This is a genomic window from Chitinophaga sp. RAB17 (assembly GCF_052114225.1).
GTDB lineage: Bacteria > Bacteroidota > Bacteroidia > Chitinophagales > Chitinophagaceae > Chitinophaga.
The window spans coordinates 37,005-59,411 of the sequence record NZ_JBFREI010000003.1; the positions used below are offsets into that span (position 1 = coordinate 37,005).

Annotated in this window: 20 protein-coding genes; 14 read left to right on the top strand and 6 right to left on the bottom strand. The window is 44.2% G+C overall.

All coding sequences use genetic code 11. The annotated features are described in order from the left end of the window. The first annotated feature begins 236 nt into the window (after positions 1-236). Entirely contained in the window at positions 237-2,945 is a 2,709-nt protein-coding gene (locus AB4Z08_RS12040) for an outer membrane beta-barrel protein (RefSeq protein ID WP_441573988.1), read from the top strand. Here AB4Z08_RS12040 and AB4Z08_RS12045 read toward each other — a convergent pair. Together AB4Z08_RS12045 and AB4Z08_RS12050 are read right to left on the bottom strand one after the other, a co-directional pair. Beyond that, on the bottom strand, positions 2,940-3,857 hold the full coding sequence (locus AB4Z08_RS12045; RefSeq protein ID WP_441573989.1) for a DsbA family protein: 918 nt from the start codon (positions 3,855-3,857) through the stop codon (positions 2,940-2,942). The genes AB4Z08_RS12040 and AB4Z08_RS12045 overlap by 6 nt on opposite strands. 133 nt (positions 3,858-3,990) lie before the next feature. Next, entirely contained in the window at positions 3,991-4,851 is an 861-nt protein-coding gene (locus AB4Z08_RS12050) for an OmpA family protein (protein ID WP_133810237.1), read from the bottom strand. Between the two features lie 280 nt (positions 4,852-5,131). Between AB4Z08_RS12050 and AB4Z08_RS12055 the strand changes: the two genes are divergently transcribed. Next, on the top strand, positions 5,132-6,157 hold the full coding sequence (locus AB4Z08_RS12055) for a LacI family DNA-binding transcriptional regulator (protein ID WP_441573990.1): 1,026 nt from the start codon (positions 5,132-5,134) through the stop codon (positions 6,155-6,157). A gap of 290 nt (positions 6,158-6,447) precedes the next feature. On the opposite strand, the gene AB4Z08_RS12060 is transcribed toward AB4Z08_RS12055, so the two are convergent. The 3 genes from AB4Z08_RS12060 to AB4Z08_RS12070 form a co-directional block, all read right to left on the bottom strand. Continuing rightward, positions 6,448-7,686: an alkaline phosphatase family protein gene (locus AB4Z08_RS12060; RefSeq protein WP_441573991.1), complete on the bottom strand. Its 1,239-nt coding sequence runs from the start codon at positions 7,684-7,686 to the stop codon at positions 6,448-6,450. Positions 7,687-7,829: 143 nt separating this feature from the next. Continuing rightward, complete coding sequence (locus AB4Z08_RS12065) at positions 7,830-10,001, bottom strand: DPP IV N-terminal domain-containing protein (RefSeq protein ID WP_441573992.1); 2,172 nt, start codon at positions 9,999-10,001, stop codon at positions 7,830-7,832. A gap of 35 nt (positions 10,002-10,036) precedes the next feature. Next, positions 10,037-10,993, bottom strand: coding sequence for a hypothetical protein (locus tag AB4Z08_RS12070; protein ID WP_441573993.1), 957 nt, complete (start codon positions 10,991-10,993; stop codon positions 10,037-10,039). 150 nt (positions 10,994-11,143) lie between these two features. Here AB4Z08_RS12070 and AB4Z08_RS12075 point away from each other — a divergent pair, with 150 nt between their 5' ends. The 12 genes from AB4Z08_RS12075 to AB4Z08_RS12130 all read left to right on the top strand — a co-directional run bounded on the left by AB4Z08_RS12075 (position 11,144) and on the right by AB4Z08_RS12130 (position 20,596). Further along, on the top strand, positions 11,144-12,409 hold the full coding sequence (locus tag AB4Z08_RS12075) for a dihydroorotase (RefSeq protein WP_441573994.1): 1,266 nt from the start codon (positions 11,144-11,146) through the stop codon (positions 12,407-12,409). Positions 12,410-12,415: 6 nt separating this feature from the next. After that, positions 12,416-12,952: a DUF4199 domain-containing protein gene (locus AB4Z08_RS12080; protein ID WP_441573995.1), complete on the top strand. Its 537-nt coding sequence runs from the start codon at positions 12,416-12,418 to the stop codon at positions 12,950-12,952. Positions 12,953-12,967: 15 nt separating this feature from the next. Next, a complete protein-coding gene (locus tag AB4Z08_RS12085; RefSeq protein ID WP_441573996.1) occupies positions 12,968-13,966 on the top strand; it encodes a glycosyltransferase family 2 protein in 999 nt (332 codons plus the stop codon). 31 nt (positions 13,967-13,997) lie between these two features. Continuing rightward, the gene (locus tag AB4Z08_RS12090; protein WP_441573997.1) at positions 13,998-15,131 is read left to right on the top strand and encodes a glycosyltransferase; all 1,134 of its coding nucleotides are present in this window, start codon (positions 13,998-14,000) and stop codon (positions 15,129-15,131) included. An 80-nt stretch (positions 15,132-15,211) separates the two neighbouring features. Next, on the top strand, positions 15,212-16,237 hold the full coding sequence (locus tag AB4Z08_RS12095) for a GHMP family kinase ATP-binding protein (RefSeq protein WP_441573998.1): 1,026 nt from the start codon (positions 15,212-15,214) through the stop codon (positions 16,235-16,237). 27 nt (positions 16,238-16,264) lie between these two features. Beyond that, complete coding sequence (locus tag AB4Z08_RS12100) at positions 16,265-16,840, top strand: D-sedoheptulose-7-phosphate isomerase (RefSeq protein WP_441573999.1); 576 nt, start codon at positions 16,265-16,267, stop codon at positions 16,838-16,840. Further along, positions 16,840-17,535, top strand: a complete 696-nt coding sequence (locus AB4Z08_RS12105; RefSeq protein ID WP_441574000.1) for a nucleotidyltransferase family protein — start codon at positions 16,840-16,842, stop codon at positions 17,533-17,535. The genes AB4Z08_RS12100 and AB4Z08_RS12105 overlap by 1 nt, the downstream gene beginning before the upstream one ends. Then, positions 17,532-18,053, top strand: a complete 522-nt coding sequence (locus AB4Z08_RS12110; protein ID WP_441574001.1) for a D-glycero-alpha-D-manno-heptose-1,7-bisphosphate 7-phosphatase — start codon at positions 17,532-17,534, stop codon at positions 18,051-18,053. The genes AB4Z08_RS12105 and AB4Z08_RS12110 overlap by 4 nt, the downstream gene beginning before the upstream one ends. 26 nt (positions 18,054-18,079) lie before the next feature. Further along, positions 18,080-19,051 carry a hypothetical protein gene (locus AB4Z08_RS12115; RefSeq protein ID WP_441574002.1) on the top strand — a complete coding sequence of 324 codons (972 nt, stop codon included), beginning with the start codon at positions 18,080-18,082 and terminating at the stop codon, positions 19,049-19,051. A 3-nt stretch (positions 19,052-19,054) separates the two neighbouring features. Then, complete coding sequence (locus tag AB4Z08_RS12120; protein WP_441574003.1) at positions 19,055-19,597, top strand: hypothetical protein; 543 nt, start codon at positions 19,055-19,057, stop codon at positions 19,595-19,597. A gap of 192 nt (positions 19,598-19,789) precedes the next feature. Further along, the gene (locus AB4Z08_RS12125; protein ID WP_441574004.1) at positions 19,790-20,161 is read left to right on the top strand and encodes a VOC family protein; all 372 of its coding nucleotides are present in this window, start codon (positions 19,790-19,792) and stop codon (positions 20,159-20,161) included. Between the two features lie 9 nt (positions 20,162-20,170). After that, the gene (locus tag AB4Z08_RS12130; RefSeq protein ID WP_441574005.1) at positions 20,171-20,596 is read left to right on the top strand and encodes a hypothetical protein; all 426 of its coding nucleotides are present in this window, start codon (positions 20,171-20,173) and stop codon (positions 20,594-20,596) included. Positions 20,597-20,647: 51 nt separating this feature from the next. Here the strand turns inward: AB4Z08_RS12130 and AB4Z08_RS12135 are convergent, their stop codons facing one another. Further along, the gene (locus AB4Z08_RS12135) at positions 20,648-22,399 is read right to left on the bottom strand and encodes a RagB/SusD family nutrient uptake outer membrane protein (protein WP_441574006.1); all 1,752 of its coding nucleotides are present in this window, start codon (positions 22,397-22,399) and stop codon (positions 20,648-20,650) included. Positions 22,400-22,407: the final 8 nt, after the last annotated feature.

Here is a 22,407-nt window from a genome sequence, read left to right on the forward strand (position 1 = left end):
ATATTGACTTTAACACTAAATTAATTAAGATCTTCTTTCTTCCTGCATAATTGCAAGGAGTGTTAACAAAGCGACAATACAACAATCATTCCACCCAAAAGTTGTAAACGATTCGTTAATCTATTTTCATTTTGATTGTTTTTTACATTTTCTGAGAATATTGGTGTTTGATTAACACTTCCCCATGTTGGGCGGGCTATCATTGCAAAAAAGAAATTTTCAACCAAATAAATGCAATGGCCAAATTCGCTCTAACGTTAACCATCCTATTGACTGGCATTCATCTCACCCTATTTGCGCAGAGAGAGATAAAGGGAATGGCCTATGATAAAGATACAAGGAAACCATTGGAAGGAGCTACAGTATTGCTTTTTACAGCTGAAAAATCGATTTTAAAGGGACAGAGTCAATCTGACAGAGACGGCAACTTCCTGGTAAAAAATGTACCACCAGGAAACTTTGTACTCACCATTAGTTATATGGGATACACTGCCGCTACCATCCATCTGTCCGCTAATGAAAAAGGAAAGGTCAGTCAGCCAACCATACAACAAACAGGTCTGCAAAGAAACGCCATCAGTCTTAGCAGTGTAAATATCAAAATAACCAAACCAGCATTTATTATCCGTAAAGATACCATCGAATTTTCCGCAGGCGATTTCCAGACGGCCGAAAATGCATCGCTGAAAAACCTCCTGCAAAAGATCCCGGGCCTGACAGTCGACGCCGATGGCAACTTCTTCTACCAGGGCAAACCCATTAAAGAATTATATATCGACGGCAGGTCCGTATTTCAAAATACCCCTAACTCCTCCGGCGATCCTCAAAAAGTATCCCGGATGCTCCTGGCCAACCTGGTAGACAAAATACAGGTGGCGGATAAAAAAGGATTAGATGGCATGATTGAAGGAGGTAAAAATGAAAAGGTCATTAACATCACCATCAAAAAAGAAATGAAAAAAGGCGTCAACGGAACAGTGGGCGCAGGATACGGAACAGACGACCGCTTTAATGTTGCCGGCAATGCCAATATGTTCCGGGATAATAAACAGGTAATAGCCATGGCCACCCGCAACAACGTAAACTCCTCCAGGGGGCCCTCTTCCACCGATGAAAATTTAAGCAGAGCGGAAAACTACGGTGGCCTGGCCATCAGGAGCAATGCCAGCGGAAACATATCTCTCGACATCGCGAAAAAAGTAAAGCTGAACGCCAATCTAATTCACTTCGATAACCAAATCAATAACGACCAGTTTCAGCAACGCGACAACATATTGCCCGACAGCAATTTTCGTTACAATAGCACTTCAAAAAATGCCACGAATACCTCGTTCAATAACATGTATGCTAATGTGATGATACAACCCAACGACGAAAATTTCATCTCCGTAGACCTGATGGGATCTCTCCAGAAAAATCAGCCCTGTACCGAAAATAAATACATCTCCCTGGGTGGGAAAAATAATGATACCATTAATATGGGAAATACCATCAACAAGGAAACCAGGAAAAACAGTGCCCTCAGCATAGGCACTACATTCATTCACATGTTTGATAAAAAATGGGGCAATACCAATTTCAATATAAATGTAGAACAAAATAACACGCGAGATAACCAAAGCAATTACAACTTAAACTTCGTGCCCGCATCAGACATATCCGATACCATCAATCAACAGCTGGCATATCAGCTAAACACCCGGAAAATCACTACGGGGCTCAGTTACCAATACCCTATCACACCGGTCATTTTCCTGAGCCTAGGTTACAGGTATACCAACAACCTCACTCAAAATGACCAGCAGGCATTTGATTTTGACGGCATAAAAAGAGGTTACAGCATCCTCAACAAAACGCTGACTTATGACTTCCAAAACAGGTACACCGTCAATGCATTCAGCACCGGCATTACCATCAATAAAAATAACTTACAGGGCCAGCTGCTGATTTCCTATAACAACACCAACTCCATCAGCAACAACTATACAGACGGAAAAGAATACCGGCAGAAAGTAAATTACTTCGCCCCAAACCTGTTCCTGTCTTATAAAATTGATAACTACAAAACTTTCAGTGCAAACATTTCCCGCGAAACGCGTGTACCCAACACAGGCACCATGTTAGTACCGGTAGTATCCATCAGAAATCCATTGTATGTGCAACTCGGTAACCCGGACCTTAAACCAACCATCTATAATAACGGTTCCATCGGCTATCGTTCCTACAGCGTAAAGGGCCTTACTTTCGGTACCAATCTGAGTGTGGATATTCCCGAAAATGTAGCAACGCAATCCATCTACTCTGATTCTTCCGGAAGACAAATCAGCCAGCCGATTAACGTAAATGGCACCTACAGTATTAACCAGGATATAACGCTTGGCAAGCGATTCAACAAATCCGGCATCACCCTGAATTATACGCTGGGATACAATTTCAGTCACACCAACACCTTTGTCAACCAACTTAAAAATACTACGTCAAGCTTTGGCAGCATGCAGGTGCTCACCGGTTCCTGGACTTACAAAAAACTGCTGGAACTGGAAGGAATGTTTTGTGTAATGTATAACGGCAACGCCTACTCTATCCAGGACAATGCGTATTATGATTACCTCAATTACAACCTGTCCCTGTCAGCCAATACCTATCTCCCTTTCAATATTAACTTTGGCGTAGGCACTACCTACTACAATAATACCAGTCAGCGACAGCAATATGTAGTAGTAAATACCTGGGTCTCCAAAACCTGTTTGCCCGATAAAAGCCTGCAGGTGAAGTTATATGTATACGACCTGTTCAGAGAAAACCAGGCGCTGCTGACCATGCAAACATTTACCTACATAGAGCAGCAGCGGAATAGTATACTTGCCCGTTATGCCATGCTAAGCGTATCCTACTTTTTTGGTAAGAAAAAACCTGCAACAGGCCCTCAGCCACCACAATTATAAAGAAGCTGTCAGCGCCCACAACTGGCCACTGGCAATCGTATGTACCCACAACTTATTTTCCTCCTGATAGCCACGTAGCGTTGTTTCGGCAGCATCAAAAGAAAGATCATTTAATACGGCGAATTCTTTGGTAGTAAGCGTTGGAAAATAAGAAAATAATTCCAACCCTTTGGCATAAGTCCGCGCCCGTGCTTCCGGCATCAGCTTATGTAAAGCAGTCGTAAATACCGTATACGGCTTGGCACCATATACCAGTTCTGACCGACCTGTATTATCTATAAAAAAGACAGAAGGAAACCCACGCACACCTAATTGTTTCCCTAATGCCAGATCCGCTTCAAACAACCCCGCCGCTATGCTGTTAAAATCTGCCTGCAACTGTAATATATCCAGCCCTGCAAAAGCAGCAGATTTCAATACCGGCTCCGGCTTACAGATATTCTGCTTTTCCATAAACAACAACTCCCGCATACGCCGTAAAAAAATCACCGCGCTATGCTTATCCTGCTGCTGCGCCGCTTTAAACCAGATAGAAGGTGGATAAGAAGAAGCTAAAGGATCTTCCAGCCAAACATTACCATCAATGGGCATCTGGTAATGCAAACTCACCTCATCCCAGTGATGGGCCACATCAGATGGACCACTGATACCACCAGAACTGTATACATCCCAGGAAGGCAACAATCCTCCCATATGATAACTGATATCCAGCACATGCCCATACTCGAGTTTTAACCGGCGCCATTGCGGCTCTATCCCCCAACAGGTGGAACAGATAGGGTCCGTAAAATAAACGAGCTTGATGGGTTTATCGGAAGACGCTAATCCATTCGTTATCGGAGCATCTGTAATAGCACGACCCGGAATCTCACAAACACCGCTTACCGGATCACAAAACATAGGTTCATTCATAGCAGAAATTATTTATGCGGACAAAAATAAGGGAAAGCATACAGCAAAAAGCGTAAAGCAAAAAGCTATTGTAGCGAATGACCGTACGCTACAATAGCTTTTTGCTTTACGCTTTTTGCTCTATGTTCTTTACTTAGTTCGCTGGTTTCTCCAGTAATTTGAAGAACTGATCCAGCTGAGGCAATATCACGATCCTTGTTCTGCGGTTCGCTGCTTTACCTTCCGGTGTATCATTGGAAGCAACAGGTAAGTATTCACTTCTACCCGCGGCAGTCATACGTGCTGGCGGAATGTTATACTGGTTCTGCAGTATACGCACTACGGAAGTAGCTCTTTTCACACTCAGATCCCAGTTGTCCAGTAATACATTAGGACGGTAAGGCACATTATCCGTGTGACCTTCTACCATAAATTCGATATCCGGCTGCGCAATCAGCACCTTGGCAACTTTACCAAGCACTTCTTTTGCTCTTTCATTGATATCATAGCTACCACTTTTAAACAGCAGTTTATCGGAGATATCTATATATACCACGCCTTTATCTACCTTAATATTAATGTCCTTATCATCCATATTACCAATAGCACCCTTCAGGTTCATTACCAGCTGCATGTTCAGGGAATCCTTACGGGCAATGGCGGATTGCAGATCCTTGATATAGGCATCTTTAGCGCCAATATTATCAAGTGACTTTTTAATACTTTCTGCCTGTGAACTGGAAATAACAGACAATTCTTTCAGATGATCCAGCATCTGTGAGTTGTTGGTTTTTAACTGCTGTTGCTGTTCTGTCAGATTCGTTACTTTATCTTTATACGAAGCGGCGGCGCGGGCGGCGTCTTCTTCGCAGGTTCTCAGCTTACCATATGTAGCGCGGTAAAGACTATCCAGTTGAGCATTCCTGGCTTGTGACTCCCTTAATTTTCTCGGAGCGGAACAGGATGCGAAAATGGTTACTAAAGCTACCGGCAAGGCTAGTTGTGCTACTCTCATAAAAATGTTATATTTTAATAATCTAACAAATAACTATATATGATTAATAAGGGATACAATGGAGGTATCCGCTATATAGCAAATAACAGGCCGAAGCACCCATCAGTTCGTTAGAAAAGTGTTAGAAAATCTGGAAATCTTCACCAGAATGGAGAGAATATTATGCCATGCCTGTTAAATACGCATTATTCATAAAAAAAAGTTAATGTTTTCTAATATCTAAGTAACTTGTCCGGTAGAGTATAACGCTGTATCTATTTTCTATTAATTGCTGAAATGTATGAGAAAGGTGGTTTCTTCGGGTCAACCAACAATAAAGGAAATTGCAAAAAGGCTGAACATCTCTGTATCTACGGTATCAAGAGCGTTACATGATCATCACAGTATAGGTTTAAGAACCAAAACCAGGGTAAAAGAACTGGCTGCTGAGCTGAATTATGAACGTAATCAAACAGCTATCTATTTCCAACAAGGCAAAACTTTTACCATCGGTATCCTTTTACCGGAGCTGTCCGAGGCATTTTTTGCCAGCGCAATCAGTGGCATTGAAGATACCGCTTACAGCAACAACTATACAGTACTGTTAGGGCAATCACACGATGACGAAGCCCGCGAAAAACAGATCATCCAGAGCATGAAACAACACCGGGTAGACGGATGTATTGTGTCTATCGGAAAAAACACCAGCAACTACGAACACTTTGAAATGCTGCAGCAGGCTCGCATTCCGGTAGTATTCTTCGATCGCATTCCTGATCTCCCGAATATGCACTCCGTTTCCTGTAACCTGGAATCCGGCACCGTACAGGCAGTAGATTTCCTGCTAAAACAAGGTCACCGCGTAATAGGCATGATCAATGGCCCGGAAACCATGGTGGCCAGCAAGGAACGCGCTGCAGGCTATAGCAGGGCGCTGCACAAACATCGCCTTAAATACGACCCAAAACTGATCGTTAATGCTGACCTTACCGCTGCCGGTACAGAGGAAGCCATGCAATACCTGCTGTCACTCAAAAGGAAAGTAACCGCCATCGTTACATTCAATGACTATGTAGCCATGGATGCTGTACAATATGCCATAAAACAAAAATTGGAAATAAATAAGGATATAACTTTTGTATCTTACGCCAATACACCGGTAAGCGGTTATACGGCTTTTCCTCCTGCTGCTTCTGTTGAGCAGTTCCCTTATGAGCAAGGGCAGGCGGCTACCAATATGCTACTGTCTCTCCTGAATGGAGAACACGCATTAAACGATTATCAACGCACCATCATGGAGTCACAACTGGTGATTCATAACCGCTGAGGCATCTTCTTATCGATAACCTTGCCACAGCAGGTGACCGTGGCACAGGTTATTCGACTTCATTGTTCGCTGTCTATAATTGCTGCTTTTCGAGCTTAGTTCACTTTCTGATTAATTGCTACAACGATTCTACATGATTTTTTTAACATTACGTATACGCAAACGCTTGCGTTATCAGCGCAAGCGTTTGCGTAAAGCCATATTTAGGCTAAAAGCGACAAACAAAAAGCAAAAAGCTATTTTCCCGAAGATATCCTGGAAAATAGCTTTTTGCTTTTTGTCTGTTGCTTTTAGCTTTGTGGCTGCTGCACCACCCAACGGTTAACGGTATTCAACGGCGCCTCCAGCACAATCTTATAAAATCCCGCAGGAACATCTTTTATACTCAATTCCGCCTTTTCTGCCGATACCGGTACTTCTCCCAGGAATTTATATGTGTCATGGCCACCCGTCTTGTAGTTATTGGTGGTGGTCACCCATATTTTCACCTTGCCTTTTTTATCATACGACTTCCACCCTACCTGCAACATATCGTTTGCTACAACCGCTGTAGGCTGGGCCAGTGAAATAGCACCGGTAAGTGGTACACCATCCAGCTCACGGGCATTTTCAACAGGTATTTTAATATTCATAAACCGCGCAATAGATGGCAGAATATCTACAATACCCGGTTGTGCTGTTTTAAAATAAGTATTCAATCCTTTGGCGTTGGTAACAATCCAGGTTGTACGCTCCCGATCCGATTGTCCACCATGCCCATGGCCTCCTTTGGCATCCCTGCCATGATCTGTGGTAATGTAGATCTGCCAGTCTTCATTAAAATGCTGACGGCGGTATTCCATTGCATCCCAGATCTTACCAACCATATCATCTGTCATACGCACGGCGGTATCCATTCTGGCGCCGGTACCATAACGATGCCCCATGTCATCACTGTATTCCAGGTACAACCAGGTCATATCCGGTGCATCACTTTTTACATACTCCGCTGCTTTAGCAGCTACCGTTTCATCTATCTGATGTATGTACCAGCTGTCTTTATCATGCGGAAACTGCACCGTATCATGTTCCAGACCATCTACCGCATGATCTATATGTAAACCACCGGTTTGAGGTAAACCATCTCCCACCAACTTCGTTCTGTTATCCAGCCAGGTAGAAAAAATAGCAGTGGTGCCCTTCGGATAAGCCGATTTAAAAAAACGGAAAATGCTGGGGTATGAATAATTCTGCGCTGCAATATCATTATCCCAAACATTATGTTTGTTGACCCAGGTACTGGTCAGCAAACTATTATAACCAACGGCAGAAATAGTGGGCGTTTGTGAATACCCGTTCTTTTCTCCTCCTACATAAGCCCTGCAATACCCTCCTTCTTTGGCAATACGCTTCAGATTTGGTGTTGGCTGCGATTCAATCACATCTGCCGGTATCCCATCTGCAATGATGAATAATACCTTGTGCTTTTTCTGCTGCGCAACCAACGTGGAAAATGATAAAAGGCCCATTGCCAGGAATAAATATTTCATTGTATACTGTTTTAGGTAAGCTGATCGCAAGTAGCATAAAATAATGAAGCGAAGATAACAGCGAATATTAATTTTTCGCTATGATCTCCGCTTCTTTATTATCCTTATTTATCTAACAGCTAAAAGCTAATAGCTAATAGCTGTTATTTCAGATTTGCATCAAAATAGTCCGTTATCTTCTGCATCAGGTGTACCCTGTCTTTCCCCAGCACATTATGTAAATGTCCCGGATATACGAAATAATCCAGCTGTACTTCATTATCCACACAAGCTCTCACGAAATTAATGGAATGCTGCCATACCACTACATCATCATTGGTACCATGAATCAACATCAGGTGCCCCTGCAGGTTTTTAGTTTTTGTGAGAAGATTGGCATTGGCATAGCCTTCCGGATTTTCCTGGGGCGTATCCATATAGCGCTCTGTATACATGATTTCATACATGCTCCAGTCAATCACCGGCCCACCGGCTACGGCCGCCTGAAATACGCCAGGATGTCGCAACATCAGGGAGGTGGTCATAAATCCTCCAAAGCTCCAGCCATGTACGCCCATTTTCTGCTGATTGATGTAAGGCAATGACTTCAGATAAGCGACTCCCTGTAGCTGATCATTCATTTCTACGGTACCCAACTGACGGAAAGTAGCCTGTTCGAAAGCCATACCGCGGTTATCACTGCCACGGCCATCCATGGTAAAGATAACATAGCCATGTTGGGCCATATATTCATACCACAGGTTACCACTGTAGGGATAGGTATTACGGATCAACTGCACATTCGGACCATTGTACAGGTATACAATTACCGGGTATGTTTTGGTAGAATCAAAATTCACAGGTAATATCAGTTTACCATACAAAGGTGTACCATCATCGGCTTTCAGCGTTATCGGTCTGATTTGCGGGCGTTGAAAATCTTTCAGCGGATCCGCAGCAGTAATAATAGCTTGTTCCCATTTGCCGGAAATTGTTGTCACTCTCGCTACATAAGGTGTGGTGCCAGAGCTGTAGGTATCCAGCACATAGCTGCCATCACTGCTCACCTGTGCATCATGCCAGCCGGCAGCTTTGTCCAGGCGAACATATGGGGTTGCTTTCTGGTTTTTTGCATAGTCAACGGTGTAAATATGCTTCTCCATCGGGCCTTCTTTCGATGCCGTAAAAATCACATTGTCAGGTTTCACATCCACCAGTTCATTTACCACCCAATCACCCGCTGTAATTTGTTTTAACTGCTGCCCCCGGGTATTATAGAGATACAAATGCCGGTATCCGCTACGTTCACTGAACCAGATAAACTGATCTGGTCTGCCCGGTACAAAAGTAAGTGGATGCGTAGGATGTACATATTTGGCGTCTGTTTCTTCAAATAGTGTTTTCACCAGTTCACCGGTAACTGCGCTGTATTGATTAAGCCACAGATGATTCTGCTCCCGGTTCAATAATCCTATATAAACAGATTGCTGATCAGGCGACCAGGTAACACAGGTCAGGTAATGATCAGCGGGACCACCTGTTTTCAGGAAAATAGTTTTTTGAGTAGATGGTTGATAAATGCCCAGGGTCACTTCGTGCGACTTACCGCCGGCCATAGGGTATTTAATGTTATTGGCATGTGCAGGCGTAACAGACCAGTCAATGATCGGATAATCATTCACCATGCGCTGATCCATGCGGTAAAATGCCAGCAGATCGCCTTTCGGAGAAAAGAAAATGCCTTTATCGATGCCGAATTCTTCCCGGTGAACACTTTTACCGTTCACGATATTTTCATCTGCATCGTTGGTCACCGCCTGAACGACATCGGTGGCAGTGCGAATAAAAAGATTATTTTTTACGGTCCAGGCAATCTGGCCGCTTTGTGTATTAACCGTGATATTTTCAGCGGCAGCCGGCAGTTCACACCAGTGACTGAATTGCATCACACCGTTTTGCAGGATCCCTTTGAACAGGTCGTTGCCAATGCTAAACCATGCGCTGCTGGCGGAAATCCAATGCAATGGAGGTAATCCGCGTAAGGGTTTGGCCGAGAATAATTGCTGATTAAGATCCGTCAACTTCAGCAAAGTATCTGCTTTAATACTATTACCTGTGGGTGTACTCTTTACCCAGGCAAAGCTACCATTTGCTGCAACTACGCTGGTGTAGGCGTTTTGCTCCGGAATCCACTCAAATTGTCTTAATCTTTCGGGCGCCAGTTGCTGGCGAAGTCCATTGGTTGCTTCGGCCATCGTATACTGACGTTGCTGGGCCTGTGTATACAGCCCACTCATCATCGATCCTGTCAAAAGCAATAGGAAAGCTTTCTTCATCTCTCTTTTTGGGAAGCTAAATTAAGGAATAGCGATTAGCTTTTAGCCAATGGGCTGATATTCCTTCTTACCCATTCTTTTTCTTCGGGCAACAGGTAATCGGCTCTTTTTTCTGTAATCCAGGAAAAAGTTTTTTTGATATCTGATTTGACGGTACGGAACTTAAAAAGGAATTCCATGCCGAGCATGAGGTCTGTGAAACCGTTCTTCACTGTTTCTATGGTCATCCGGGCACTGCTGCGCCTTTTTGATAACAGCTCCGTAATGCGGGCAGTAACAGCCTGAATGGCATTTTCATCCGCATATTTATAAATGGCTTCCATTGCCTCAAATTTCAATTGTCCCCGCAGGAGGTAACGCATGTAAAACATGGCTTCCTTTTCTTTCTCAATATCCGCCATGGCAGCAAAAGCGAGACTTTTAACGTCCTGACGGTGATATTCCAGTAAGCGGCGTAAGGAAGGAACACTTTTTTGGGTACCTACTTTATGCAGTAATAAAGTGATATAGTAGATATCATATTCATTCATGGTCCGCTTTAACAGGGACAGCGCCCAGTCTTCCACTGCCGGATTATTAGCACCCCTGAGGGCCAGCAGAGCGGAACGGCGGATATTATTATTAACAGATAGCGTATTGTTGAATAAGGGCTCCAGGTTAATATATCCCGGAATAGCAAGCCCACGTTCGAGGTCCTGTTGAATAGCGGTGATCATATCAGCATCCTGCTCTACTTTGAGGCGATCCAGCAAAAAGCGGATCACTTCCGAATCGTTGGTGTTTCTGGAGAGCTGGGTGATGATAAAGAAGGCGGCGCGGCGTTTATCTTTATCAGGCTCCTGATCAATATATTGGTACAGCAGGGGAATATAAGCGTGATTAGCGAGTTGTTCCGCTTCGCGAAGTGCCTGCCAGCTGGTTGTCTGGCCATTATGCAATTGTTCCGAGCGGTCGCATATCCGAGCTACGAGGTTAGTAAGGTAGTCAATCATCAGTAGTTATTTTGATCTGCTACCCCTGCATTTTCAATTATCATACCAACCTGAACAACGATCCGAAAAGTACGAACGGCCGGCTTCAACAATTAACAGTTTTATGTTACATTTGCCCCTGTATTTTCGGACAGGTATAGAACGTAAAGCATGCACATATTACTCAAGAACGTAAAGATTATAGCGCCTTCCTCACCCTTGCACGGGCAGCAAAAAGACATATCCATTCAAAACGGCATCATTCAACAGGTAGCTGATAACCTCGAAGATGCCCGCGCAACGGTCATTTCAGGTAGCAACCTGCATGTTTCCGCCGGATGGATGGATGTTTTCGCACACTTCTGCGACCCTGGTCAGGAACACAAGGAGGATCTGCAAAGCGGCATAAAAGCAGCAGCCACCGGTGGTTATACTACCGTGATGATTGTGCCTAATACCCAGCCCGCACTGCATACCAAACCGCAAATCGAATATGTACTGAGCAGATCGCGCCATTCGGCCGCTACCATTCTGCCAATTGGCGCAGCCACCAAAAACCTGGAAGGCAGCGGTCTGGCAGAAATGTATGAAATGCAGCAGGCAGGAGCCGTAGCCTTCTCTGATGGCCTCAAACCGTTACAATCCCCCGGATTAATGCTGAAAGCCCTCCAGTACATCAAAGCTTTCGACGGCACCCTCATACAATTACCAGACGACCAGAGCATTTCTGCACATGGGCTCATGAACGAAGGCATCTACTCCACCCAGCTGGGGATGCCCGGCAAACCCGCCCTGGCAGAGGAACTGATTATACAACGTGATATAGAACTCGCTAAATACACTGACTCCCGCATTCATTTTACCGGCATCAGCACCCGCAAATCAGTGGAACTGATTGCTGCGGCTAAAGCAGATGGCGTAAAAGTAACCTGCTCCGTTACGCCTTACCACCTGTCGCTGACAGATGCCCACCTGGTTAATTACGACACCCACCTGAAGGTAAATCCACCACTGCGTACCGCAGATGATGTAAAAGCCCTCCAGGAGGCCGTATTACATGGTACCATCGACTGTATTGCCACCCATCACCTGCCACAGGACTGGGATGCCAAACAGGTGGAATTTGAATATGCCAGAAATGGTATGATCGGCCTGGAAAGCACCTTTGGTGTGATCAGACAATACCTGCCCCAGTTACCACTGGAACAGCTCATCAATATGCTGACTACCCATCCCCGTAAAATATTCGGACTGCCTCAGCCTGTACTGCAGGAAGGCGCTACGGCCAATCTTACTATCTTTGATCCGGAAACCAGCTGGCAGTTTACTACCGCCCACATTGCTTCCCGGTCCAAAAATTCAGCGTATATTGGCGAGCAACTGAAGGGTAAAGTACATGCCACTGTGAATGGTCCCGTTTTTCATGTAAATAATTAACCTGGTATGCAGCAAAATTCTAACCCTGGCCTGAAATGGGGCTTGGTCGGCGGTATTATATTAGTATTTTTAAATGTACTGACCTATATAGCCGGTCCTACTATATTATTTTCCTGGTGGAACAGCGTTATACAACTGGCTGTCTTTATTGTGATTGCAATACTGGCTGGAAAAGAAAGAAAGAAACAACTGGGTGGATATATCAGTTTTAAAGAAGCACTGCAACCAGTGTTTACTGCTTTTATCATTGGTACCGCCATCATTACAGTTTATCAGTATATCCTGTATAAATACATAGATCCACACCTGGTAGATGCCTTAAAGCAAAACCTGCTGGAATCTACAGAAAAGTGGATGCATAAGTTCAAAGCACCACAGGAAGAGATAGACAAACAATTAGACGAACTGGCTAAAACAGACTTTAATGTAGGCCTTGCAAAATCGTTCATGGATTTCCTGAAAGGAATTATATTCTATTTTGCGGTGGCAGCCATTATTTCACTGATCATACGTAAGAAACCGGCCGAAGGGCAACACTTATAATACTATTCTATTAAGATGAACATATCCGTAATCGTTCCTTTAAAAAACGAAGAAGAATCGTTACCTGAACTCGCCGCATGGATTGAAAGAGTGATGGATGCTCATCATTATACCTACGAGGTATGGATGATAGATGATGGTAGCACCGATGACTCCTGGGGTGTCATTCAGCAACTTGCTGCGCAAAACCCAAACATAAAAGGCATCAAATTCCAGCGCAACTACGGTAAATCAGCCGCACTAAACGAAGGTTTCAGTGCTGCCCAGGGGGATGTAGTCATCACCATGGACGCCGACCTGCAGGATAGTCCGGATGAAATACCTGAATTATACCGCATGATTATGGAAGATGGTTATGACCTGGTGAGCGGCTGGAAAAAGAAACGTTACGACAATGCCTTTACTAAAAACCTCCCTTCTAAGTTATATAACTTTACCACTACCCGTATGAGCGGCGTAAAGCTGCATGATATGAACTGTGGCCTGAAGTCCTATCGCAAAAAAGTGATCAAGTCAATAGAAGTATACGGTGAAATGCACCGCTATATTCCTGTTATCGCCAAATGGAATGGGTTCCGTAAAATCGGCGAAAAAGTAGTGGAACACCGTGCCCGTAAATACGGCGTTACCAAATTCGGGCTGGAACGTTTTATCAACGGTTTCCTGGATCTGGCCACCATTATGTTTATCGGCAAATTCGGCAAACGCCCGATGCACCTGTTCGGTGCCCTGGGCTCTCTGTCGTTTTTTGTGGGTTTTGTGATTGCGCTTTACATGGCCATTGCTAAAATATTTTTTGATAAGGTGAATATGACAGACAGACCCCTCTTCTACCTGGGCCTGCTGTGTATGATTATTGGTTCCCAATTGTTCCTCACCGGTTTTATCGGTGAACTGGTAACCCGCAATGCTACCGAGCGTAATTCTTATCTCGTGGAAGAACGCATGGACCACACCAGTAATGTTACGGATGACGATTTACAGCTGTCGAATCTTCATGATCGCCGGCTTTAATCCTGTAATTCACTATTCGTAATTTGCAACTATGGCTAACAAAAAGAAAATACTTATTTTAGGTACAGCCTATCCTTTCCGGGGTGGGCTGGCTGCTTATAACGAGCGACTGGCAGAAGAATTACAGGAAACAGATGACGTGGAAATATGGACGTTTACCATCCAGTATCCCAAGTTGTTTTTTCCTGGTAAAAGCCAGTTCTCTACTGATCCCGCCCCCAAGCACCTTAAGATCAGACGCCTGATCAATTCCGTCAATCCGCTGAACTGGTTAATCGTAGGTCGTAAGATCCGGAAAATGAACCCGGATATTATCATCACCAAATACTGGTTGCCTATCATGGGACCCGCATTGGGATCACTCCTGCGACTGGGAAAACGCAGGCATACCAAAGTAATTGCGGTACTTGATAACGTAGTACCACATGAAAAACGACCCGGCGATGTAGCTTTTACCAAATATTTCCTGAAGCCGGTAGACGCTTTTGTGGCAATGAGCCAGTCTGTACTTAACGATCTCCGGGTATTTGAGCCTTCAAAAAAAGCATCGCTCATTCCCCATCCTATTTACGATAACTACGGCGCACTCATCACCAAAGAAGCAGCCCGGGCACAACTGAAACTTCAGCCAGGCAAACGCTATATCCTGTTTTTTGGTTTCATCCGCCAGTATAAAGGGCTGGACCTGCTATTGGAAGCGATGGCAGATGAACGCATGAAAAAGCTGGATGTACACGCTATTGTAGCCGGCGAATATTATGAAGATGCCGCTCCTTACCTGGAACTGCTGAATAAATTACAACTGGGCGACCGGGTGCTCATGCACACCGATTTCATTCCCAACGAAGCCGTTAAAAATTATTTCTGCGCCGCCGACCTGGTGGTACAACCTTATAAAAGTGCTACCCAAAGCGGTATTTCACAGATCGCTTATCACTTCGAGAAACCAATGGTGGTCACAAATGTAGGCGGACTGGTAGAAATGGTGCCGGATGGCGTAGTGGGATTCCAGGCAGAACCCAACCCCGCTTCTATTGCTGCCGCTATTGAAAAATATTTCCTGGAAAACAGGGAAGCAGATATGGTAGCAGCCCTCCGTATAGAGAAACTACAATATTCCTGGAGCCGTTTGGCGAAAGAAATTCATACATTGGCAAGCATTTAACTATCAATGGCTGGCTTTTTGATAAATACCGCCAACTAACAGCTAATCTAATATCTAACAGCTAAAAGCTAACAGCTCGCATGATCTACAGAAGCAAAGCACCTTTACGTATAGGCCTTGCCGGTGGTGGCACAGATGTAAGTCCGTACTCGGATTTATACGGTGGCGCCATTCTCAATGCTACCATCTCTTTATATGCCCGTGCATCTATAGAACCCTCCACTGACGGAAAAATTATTTTTGAATGTGCCGACAGAAGAGAAAGTGCTTCCTATGATGCCGTATATCCTTTACCGTTAGATGGCAAACTGGATATACTGAAAGGTGTGATTAACCGCGTACAAAAAGATTACGGTTTATTACCGTCTACCGGTTTTAAACTCACCACTTTTGTGGATGCTCCTGCAGGCTCCGGTCTCGGTACGTCTTCTACCCTGGTGGTGGCCGTACTCGGCGCTTTTGCAGAATGGCTGAAGTTACCATTGGGAGAATATGACATGGCACACCTGGCCTATTCTATTGAGCGGGAAGACCTGCAACAGGCTGGTGGTAAACAGGATCAATATGCAGCTACTTTTGGAGGCGTAAACTTCATGGAGTTTTACAAAGGCGATAAAGTAATTGTAAACCCACTCCGCATCAAAGAGATCAATCTCCATGAGCTGGAAAACAACCTGGTATTGTTTTACACTTCTACCAGCCGCCTGTCTTCTACCATCATCTCAGAACAACAAAAAAATGTAACAGATAAAAAAGATGCTTCCATTGAAGCCATGCACCAGTTGAAAGAACAGGCGGTGATGATGAAGGAAGCCCTGTTACGGGGTACCATCGACAAAATCGGTGAAATTCTGAACTACGGTTTTGAAAACAAAAAGAAGATGGCCCAGGGCATTACCAACCCGCAACTGGATGAAATATACGATGCTGCCCGCAAAGCCGGCGCCAGCGGAGGTAAAATTTCAGGTGCCGGTGGTGGTGGCTTCATGATCTTCTATTGCCCTAAAAACACCCGCTTCGCCGTGGTAGACGCATTAAGTGGTTTTGGTGGTGATGTAAAACGCTATACCTTTACTAATCACGGCATTCAAACGTGGAGTATTTAAGGTTACACCAAATCAAAAAATCTACTGATGAAACAACATATTATCAACAAGCTCCGGGAAAGTATTACTGTAAAAGAAGCCATTTGCCAGGATGAGCCACTGTTGAACACCATAAAACTGGCAGCAGATACCATTACGCATAGTCTGCAAACAGATCATAAAATCCTTTTTTGTGGTAACGGCGGCAGCGCTGCCGATGCACAGCACCTGGCAGCTGAATTTTCCGGTCGCTTTTATAAAGACCGTATGCCACTGTATGCAGAAGCCTTGCATTGCAACTCTTCCTATATGACAGCAGTAGGTAACGACTACGGCTACGACCAGGTATATGCCCGCATCCTGAAAGGAATAGGCCGCCCCGGTGATGTGCTGGTAGCCATTTCTACTTCCGGCAACTCAGGTAATATCCTGGAAGCCATCAAAGTAGCAAAGGAACAGGGTATGATTGTAGTGAGCATGACAGGTAGCACCGGTGGCAAAATGAAAGCCGGAAGCGACTATCTGATCAACATCCCTTCCAATGATACCCCGCGCATACAGGAAGCACATATTACCGTAGGACATATCATTTGCGAAATAGTAGAAAATAACCTGTTTGGATAATGACCAGTGAATGTATTGTACTCGCCGGAGGCCTGGGAACACGCCTGCGCAGTGTGGTAGCTGATAAGCCAAAATGCATGGCCCCTTTGGGAGAACATCCTTTTTTATATTACCTGTTACAATACCTTCACAAACAAGGCATCACCCATGCGGTGTTGTCGCTGGGTTATTTATCAGAACAGGTGATCGGTTGGTGCAACAGTATGGATTTGCCATTACGTGTATCCTTTACCGTAGAACAGGAACCGCTGGGAACCGGTGGTGGCATTGTTCATGCCCTGCCTGCTTTAGAAGGCAGGGAAGTGTTTATCGTAAACGGAGATACTTATTTTGATGTAAACCTGTCCGCATTCCATCAGTTTCATACAGCACATCAAAGTCCCCTGTCACTGGCACTGAAACCCATGCAGCAATTTGACCGCTACGGCAGCATCGAACTGGATGCCAGGGAGCGAATCAGCGCTTTTCATGAAAAGCAATTCTGCGCGGCCGGACTAATCAATGGTGGTATTTATCTCACCACCACTGACTTTTTAAACAGCTTGTCTTTGCCGGAAAAATTCTCCTTTGAGAAGGAAGTCCTGGAGCCCGGCGCCGCTGCCGGCAACTTATACGGCTTTATCAGTGATACTTATTTTATAGATATCGGTATTCCGGAAGATTATGAAGCAGCAAAAAAAGTATTGGTATCATGACATTATTTCTCGACAGAGATGGGGTAGTAAATGACGAAATCCGTGATGGATATGTACTTCGTCCGGATATGTTTCATTTCAGTGAAGGAGTATTAGCCGCTATGCCATTACTGGCCAAACATTTTGATCGCATTGTGATGGTTACCAATCAACGCTGTATTGGCCGGGGCCTGCTTACCGTAGCAGGTTTACAGGAGATCCACGCACAAATGCTGCAACAAATTGAGTTACATGGTGGCCGTATCGACAGGATCTATTTTTGTCCGGATCTGGATAACAGTAGTCCTTGCCGAAAACCGGCTACAGGAATGGGTTTACAGGCACAAATGGATTTCCCGGACATTGATTTTACAAATGCAGTGATGGTAGGAAATACATTGAGCGATATGCAGTTCGGAAAAAATCTGGGCATGCAAACTGTTTTTATTCCTTCTACCCGTCCGGAAGTATCTTTTCCTCATCCATTGATTGACCAGCGGTGTCAAAACCTGTTGGAGTTTGCACAGTCCATACAATAATTCCAGTCCCGAACCGTATAATAGATATGGCAAAAAAATCATTACTGTCACTACTACTGCTACTCGCCTGTTTACTGACTCATGCGCAGCAACCGGATGCAGCGGCCTTAAAACAGCTGAAACATGACCAGGATACCCTGCAGGTGCTCAGCATGGATATATTCAATGGTAAGGGTGATGATGGCAGGGAAAGGGCTAAAGATGCGTTTATTCCGATGTTGGTGCGGGCACTGAAAACAAAATACTCCTTCCGTTTTCCCTTTGACTCACTGAAAACGATTTCTATCCAATATCCACAGGACAGTACCTTCCGCATATTTACCTGGGCACTGGAACGTGAAAATGGCTTCTACCGGCACTTTGGCGCTATACAAATGAATACAGCAGATGGACAGCTCAAGCTGTTTCCTTTGTTTGATGCCTCAGACTATATCACCAATACAGATACCATTGCAGATAATAAATCCTGGTATGGTTGCCTGTATTATGCAGTCATACATCGCCATTATTTCAACCAGGAATTTTATACGCTCTTTGGCTGGGATGCCAATAACCCACGCAGCCAGAAGAAAATAGTAGAAATGCTCACCTTCAAAAATGGTGCACCCGTATTTGGCGGTCCGTTTTTTAGTTTTGCTGAGGATAGCACGCCCAAGCCTACACGCAACCGCTTTATCATAGAATATAAAAAAGAGAGTACCGCTACCCTCAATTATAATAAGGAACTGGATATGATCGTGTATGACCATCTTATTTCAGAAACCAACGAGCCAGCCAAGAAATTCACCTACGTATCCGATATGGATTACGAAGGTTTTAAATGGCAGGCTGGTAAATGGATGCACGTAAATAAGATTTTTCATGATGCTATCCCTATGGGAAAAGGAGCGCCAACTCCACAGCCCCTCGATCAGAAGAAGAAGATTATGACCCAGCCGAAATCGGCAGAAGATTACCAGGAGACACCAAAGAAACCTGTGCAGAAGAAAAAGCAATAGCCAATGATGACAGATGCACTCAGAGCAGTAGTTCAACAATGGCTGGATGAGGAAATATCCCAAAACGAATTTTTGGCGTTGTTACCTCCCGGACTACAGCATGATCCGAATGTGCTGAATGCGCTGTTTCAAGACATCCTGAAACAACAATTACTTACAGATGTTGTATACTTTCTCCTTATCCTGTGCAAAGTTGAAAAAGAAAATGAACATACTTCGTTACTGAATCAATTGATGTTGGAACCCTGGCATTGTTCTTACGAAGATATTGTTCATATGCTGCAGCAGCGAAAAGATCCTGAGAGTATTCCTTATATCAGGACAGCCATGCAACAAAAATATCCTTGCCTGGAAGCATATGGTACCGGCACCCGCCAACTAATCAATCAGTGCGGATGGGCACTCTACAGCATTGGAACTGACGAAGCCATAACAACGATCAGGGAACTGTCGGCCTCTGATGATCCCGTACTCAGGGATGAAATGTGTTATCGGCTAAGCAGGGTTGAAGGTACCCGCTACGAAAGGAATTACGATCTTGATTAATATACTAATATTTATTATTGATAACCAAACACTTAAACACAAATACGCCCCGCTCCTCATGACCCGGGTAAAAAATCAACCACTTTTTTACCCATCTCCTGAAAAAAACTTTAATATTTTTTTAAAAAGAACGATCATTCGATTATATTTGCATCATAAAAGAGCGAACATTCATTTATTAACTACCGACTAATGCAACTCAATCACTTAAACCTCACTGTAAAAGATGTGCCCGCAACACGCACTTTTTTCGAAACGTACTTCGATTTCCGTTGTACAGATCCTAAACTCAACGATAGCTTATCCGTTTTAACAGGTCCCGATAACTTCCTGCTTGTACTCATGAACCAACGCTTCAACGATAAGGAAAACCATACCTATCCGGATGCTTTCCATATCGGCTTTTATCTGGAAGATAAAGATGCTGTAAACGATATGTATCAACGCCTGAAAGATGGCGGCATCGTATTGGACCAGGCACCCCAGCCTATGCGTAAAACATTCGGCTTCTACCTGCGCTTCGATACTATCATGATTGAAATTACCACACCTGTCAACGATTAAACCACTTGTATGCAATCCGAAATCAAAAAAAAGCTACCTATCGGCTGGTACCTCAAAGAAGCGGACAGCCTGATTACACAATATATGAATGCCGCCTTTGAAACCTTTGGCATCAACAGGTTTCACTGGCAGGCAATGAAGAATATTGATACCCACACAAAGATCTCCAAAGCACTGTATTACCACCAGGTGAGCAGGTTCCTTTCTGAAACTGAACTGGAAGAAATGCTTCAATCCCTCGTATCCCGCGGCTGGGTGCAGCAGGACCAGGACATGTATTCCTTTACATCAACGGGAAAAACAAAATTTGATGAGATAGCAGCCAACCAACAGGGCAATCATGAGAAAATACTCACCGGCACCACAACGGAAGAATATCTTTCTACGATCAACTTCCTGGAAACAATAATTAAAAATATGGGAGGCAAAATTTAATAAACAATGGTGGTCCGAAGATAATATCATCTTCAGACCACCGTTATTTATTTAAAGTCCGTCATTCCAGTTAGGATTCTGGGTAAGATGCTTATTTAATGTGCGCTCCTGGATAGGTACAGGATACAGGTAATCCCGGTTTTCGTTAAAGCCCTTAGCAATATTCCGGTTCACCATCATAGCACCACCGGATGCACCATTTTCAAGGTCTATTTCAGTACCCAGTTTCAGGTAAGCGGGACCTTTGGGGCCTGAAGGTTTAGTGCCTTCATAAATCACCACATCCACTTTCCCATCATTATCCAGGTCATACTGCCCAAGGCCCGGGAAATACATTCCTTTAAAAGGACGGGTAAGCATACTCCCCTCTTTCCATCTGCAGATATCACTCCAGCGGAAATTTTCAATGACCAGCTCTATCCGGCGCTCCCGGCGGATTTCCAGCAGCACACCACTAATGGTCTTATTGTTGTACCGTGCAGCCTCATACGGATCCGGATTCCCATTTGCAGCGGCCACATTCAGGTTGGGCATACCCACCCGGTCACGCAACAATTTAATAGATTGATCTATATCACCCTGTGTAAGCTGTCCCAGTTCTGCCTTTGCTTCCGCATAGTTCAGCAATACTTCTGCATAGCGGAATACCGGCATATCGTTATCATTTTTTACGTAAGAATCCTGCGTTTCATCTGTTACATATTTAATGAGCTGATAACCTGTTACTGCCGCCCCAAAATCCGGTACCAGTTTATTGGTATTTCCAATACGTGTATAACCTGGTGTGCGGATCGTTTGTGCCAGCCGAGGATCACGATCCTGGCATTCTGCATAAAACTGTATTTTATTATAGTCCGGTTTATCTGTAAATCGGCTGCCATCTTTCATCAGATAACTATTCACAAAACTCTTTTCCAGTCCGGGTTGACCATAAGAAGCAGTAATCGTATAGTAGTTAGCGTTATGATATAATTGTAAACCTGCGCTGTATTTTCTGCTCAATATAATTTCGTCTGTATTTGCCGCTTTCGTCGCAAAAAGGTCGCGGTAAGCATTGGCTGCAGTACTGGTGTAAATACGGTATTGCCCACCGGCCATCAGCTGTGCTGCTGCATCCGCAGCTGCCTGCAAAAATTTATTCTCATCCGGTAAATTGAAATTGGCTTCTTTGTGATATTTCCGGAAAGTACCTTCATAAAGACAAATACGTGCTTTCAGCGCGAGTGCCGTCCATTTTGTCACCAGCTCATTACTTTTCAATGCATCCAGGGAAACAATGGCAGAATCAATATCTGCTATCACAGAATCCATCACCAGTTTACGGGGATCTCTCGCTTTTTGCAGCAATGCCTGATCATTAACATCCATCGGTGTATTATACCAGGGTACATCTCCAAATTTTTTGACCATTTCAAAATAAAACCAGGCCCGGAAAAATTTAGCTGCACCTACGTATTTCCTTGTAGTGGCATAAGGCAATACTTTATTACAGTTGATCAGAAAATAATTGATCTTCCGCAATTCCGTCCAGCTCCAGCCACCGCCAGTAACGGGTACCTGCCGTTTACCTGTGAGGAATTCCGATACACTGGACTTCACCACGTTATCCATATCCTCATTATAAATCGTTTCTGCATCTGGTACCATGGTGTACATGGAGTTGATATATAGTTTGAGGTCCTTCTCTGTTTTGAAGAAATTCTCGGGAGAAATTTTTGCCAGCGGGTCTCTGTCCATAAATTTATTACAGGAGCTAAACCCCAGTACCAGCAGGCATATAATAAGTAGATTAATTTTTTTCATCGTCTTTT

Bases quoted from the DNA above. Each gene is read 5' to 3' on its own strand.
- AB4Z08_RS12040 (WP_441573988.1), top strand. From the start codon at position 237: ATGGCCAAATTCGCTCTAACGTTAACCATCCTATTGACTGGCATTCAT.
- AB4Z08_RS12045 (WP_441573989.1), bottom strand. From the start codon at position 3,857: ATGAATGAACCTATGTTTTGTGATCCGGTAAGCGGTGTTTGTGAGATT.
- AB4Z08_RS12050 (WP_133810237.1), bottom strand. From the start codon at position 4,851: ATGAGAGTAGCACAACTAGCCTTGCCGGTAGCTTTAGTAACCATTTTC.
- AB4Z08_RS12055 (WP_441573990.1), top strand. From the start codon at position 5,132: ATGAGAAAGGTGGTTTCTTCGGGTCAACCAACAATAAAGGAAATTGCA.
- AB4Z08_RS12060 (WP_441573991.1), bottom strand. From the start codon at position 7,686: ATGAAATATTTATTCCTGGCAATGGGCCTTTTATCATTTTCCACGTTG.
- AB4Z08_RS12065 (WP_441573992.1), bottom strand. From the start codon at position 10,001: ATGAAGAAAGCTTTCCTATTGCTTTTGACAGGATCGATGATGAGTGGG.
- AB4Z08_RS12070 (WP_441573993.1), bottom strand. From the start codon at position 10,993: ATGATTGACTACCTTACTAACCTCGTAGCTCGGATATGCGACCGCTCG.
- AB4Z08_RS12075 (WP_441573994.1), top strand. From the start codon at position 11,144: ATGCACATATTACTCAAGAACGTAAAGATTATAGCGCCTTCCTCACCC.
- AB4Z08_RS12080 (WP_441573995.1), top strand. From the start codon at position 12,416: ATGCAGCAAAATTCTAACCCTGGCCTGAAATGGGGCTTGGTCGGCGGT.
- AB4Z08_RS12085 (WP_441573996.1), top strand. From the start codon at position 12,968: ATGAACATATCCGTAATCGTTCCTTTAAAAAACGAAGAAGAATCGTTA.
- AB4Z08_RS12090 (WP_441573997.1), top strand. From the start codon at position 13,998: ATGGCTAACAAAAAGAAAATACTTATTTTAGGTACAGCCTATCCTTTC.
- AB4Z08_RS12095 (WP_441573998.1), top strand. From the start codon at position 15,212: ATGATCTACAGAAGCAAAGCACCTTTACGTATAGGCCTTGCCGGTGGT.
- AB4Z08_RS12100 (WP_441573999.1), top strand. From the start codon at position 16,265: ATGAAACAACATATTATCAACAAGCTCCGGGAAAGTATTACTGTAAAA.
- AB4Z08_RS12105 (WP_441574000.1), top strand. From the start codon at position 16,840: ATGACCAGTGAATGTATTGTACTCGCCGGAGGCCTGGGAACACGCCTG.
- AB4Z08_RS12110 (WP_441574001.1), top strand. From the start codon at position 17,532: ATGACATTATTTCTCGACAGAGATGGGGTAGTAAATGACGAAATCCGT.
- AB4Z08_RS12115 (WP_441574002.1), top strand. From the start codon at position 18,080: ATGGCAAAAAAATCATTACTGTCACTACTACTGCTACTCGCCTGTTTA.
- AB4Z08_RS12120 (WP_441574003.1), top strand. From the start codon at position 19,055: ATGATGACAGATGCACTCAGAGCAGTAGTTCAACAATGGCTGGATGAG.
- AB4Z08_RS12125 (WP_441574004.1), top strand. From the start codon at position 19,790: ATGCAACTCAATCACTTAAACCTCACTGTAAAAGATGTGCCCGCAACA.
- AB4Z08_RS12130 (WP_441574005.1), top strand. From the start codon at position 20,171: ATGCAATCCGAAATCAAAAAAAAGCTACCTATCGGCTGGTACCTCAAA.
- AB4Z08_RS12135 (WP_441574006.1), bottom strand. From the start codon at position 22,399: ATGAAAAAAATTAATCTACTTATTATATGCCTGCTGGTACTGGGGTTT.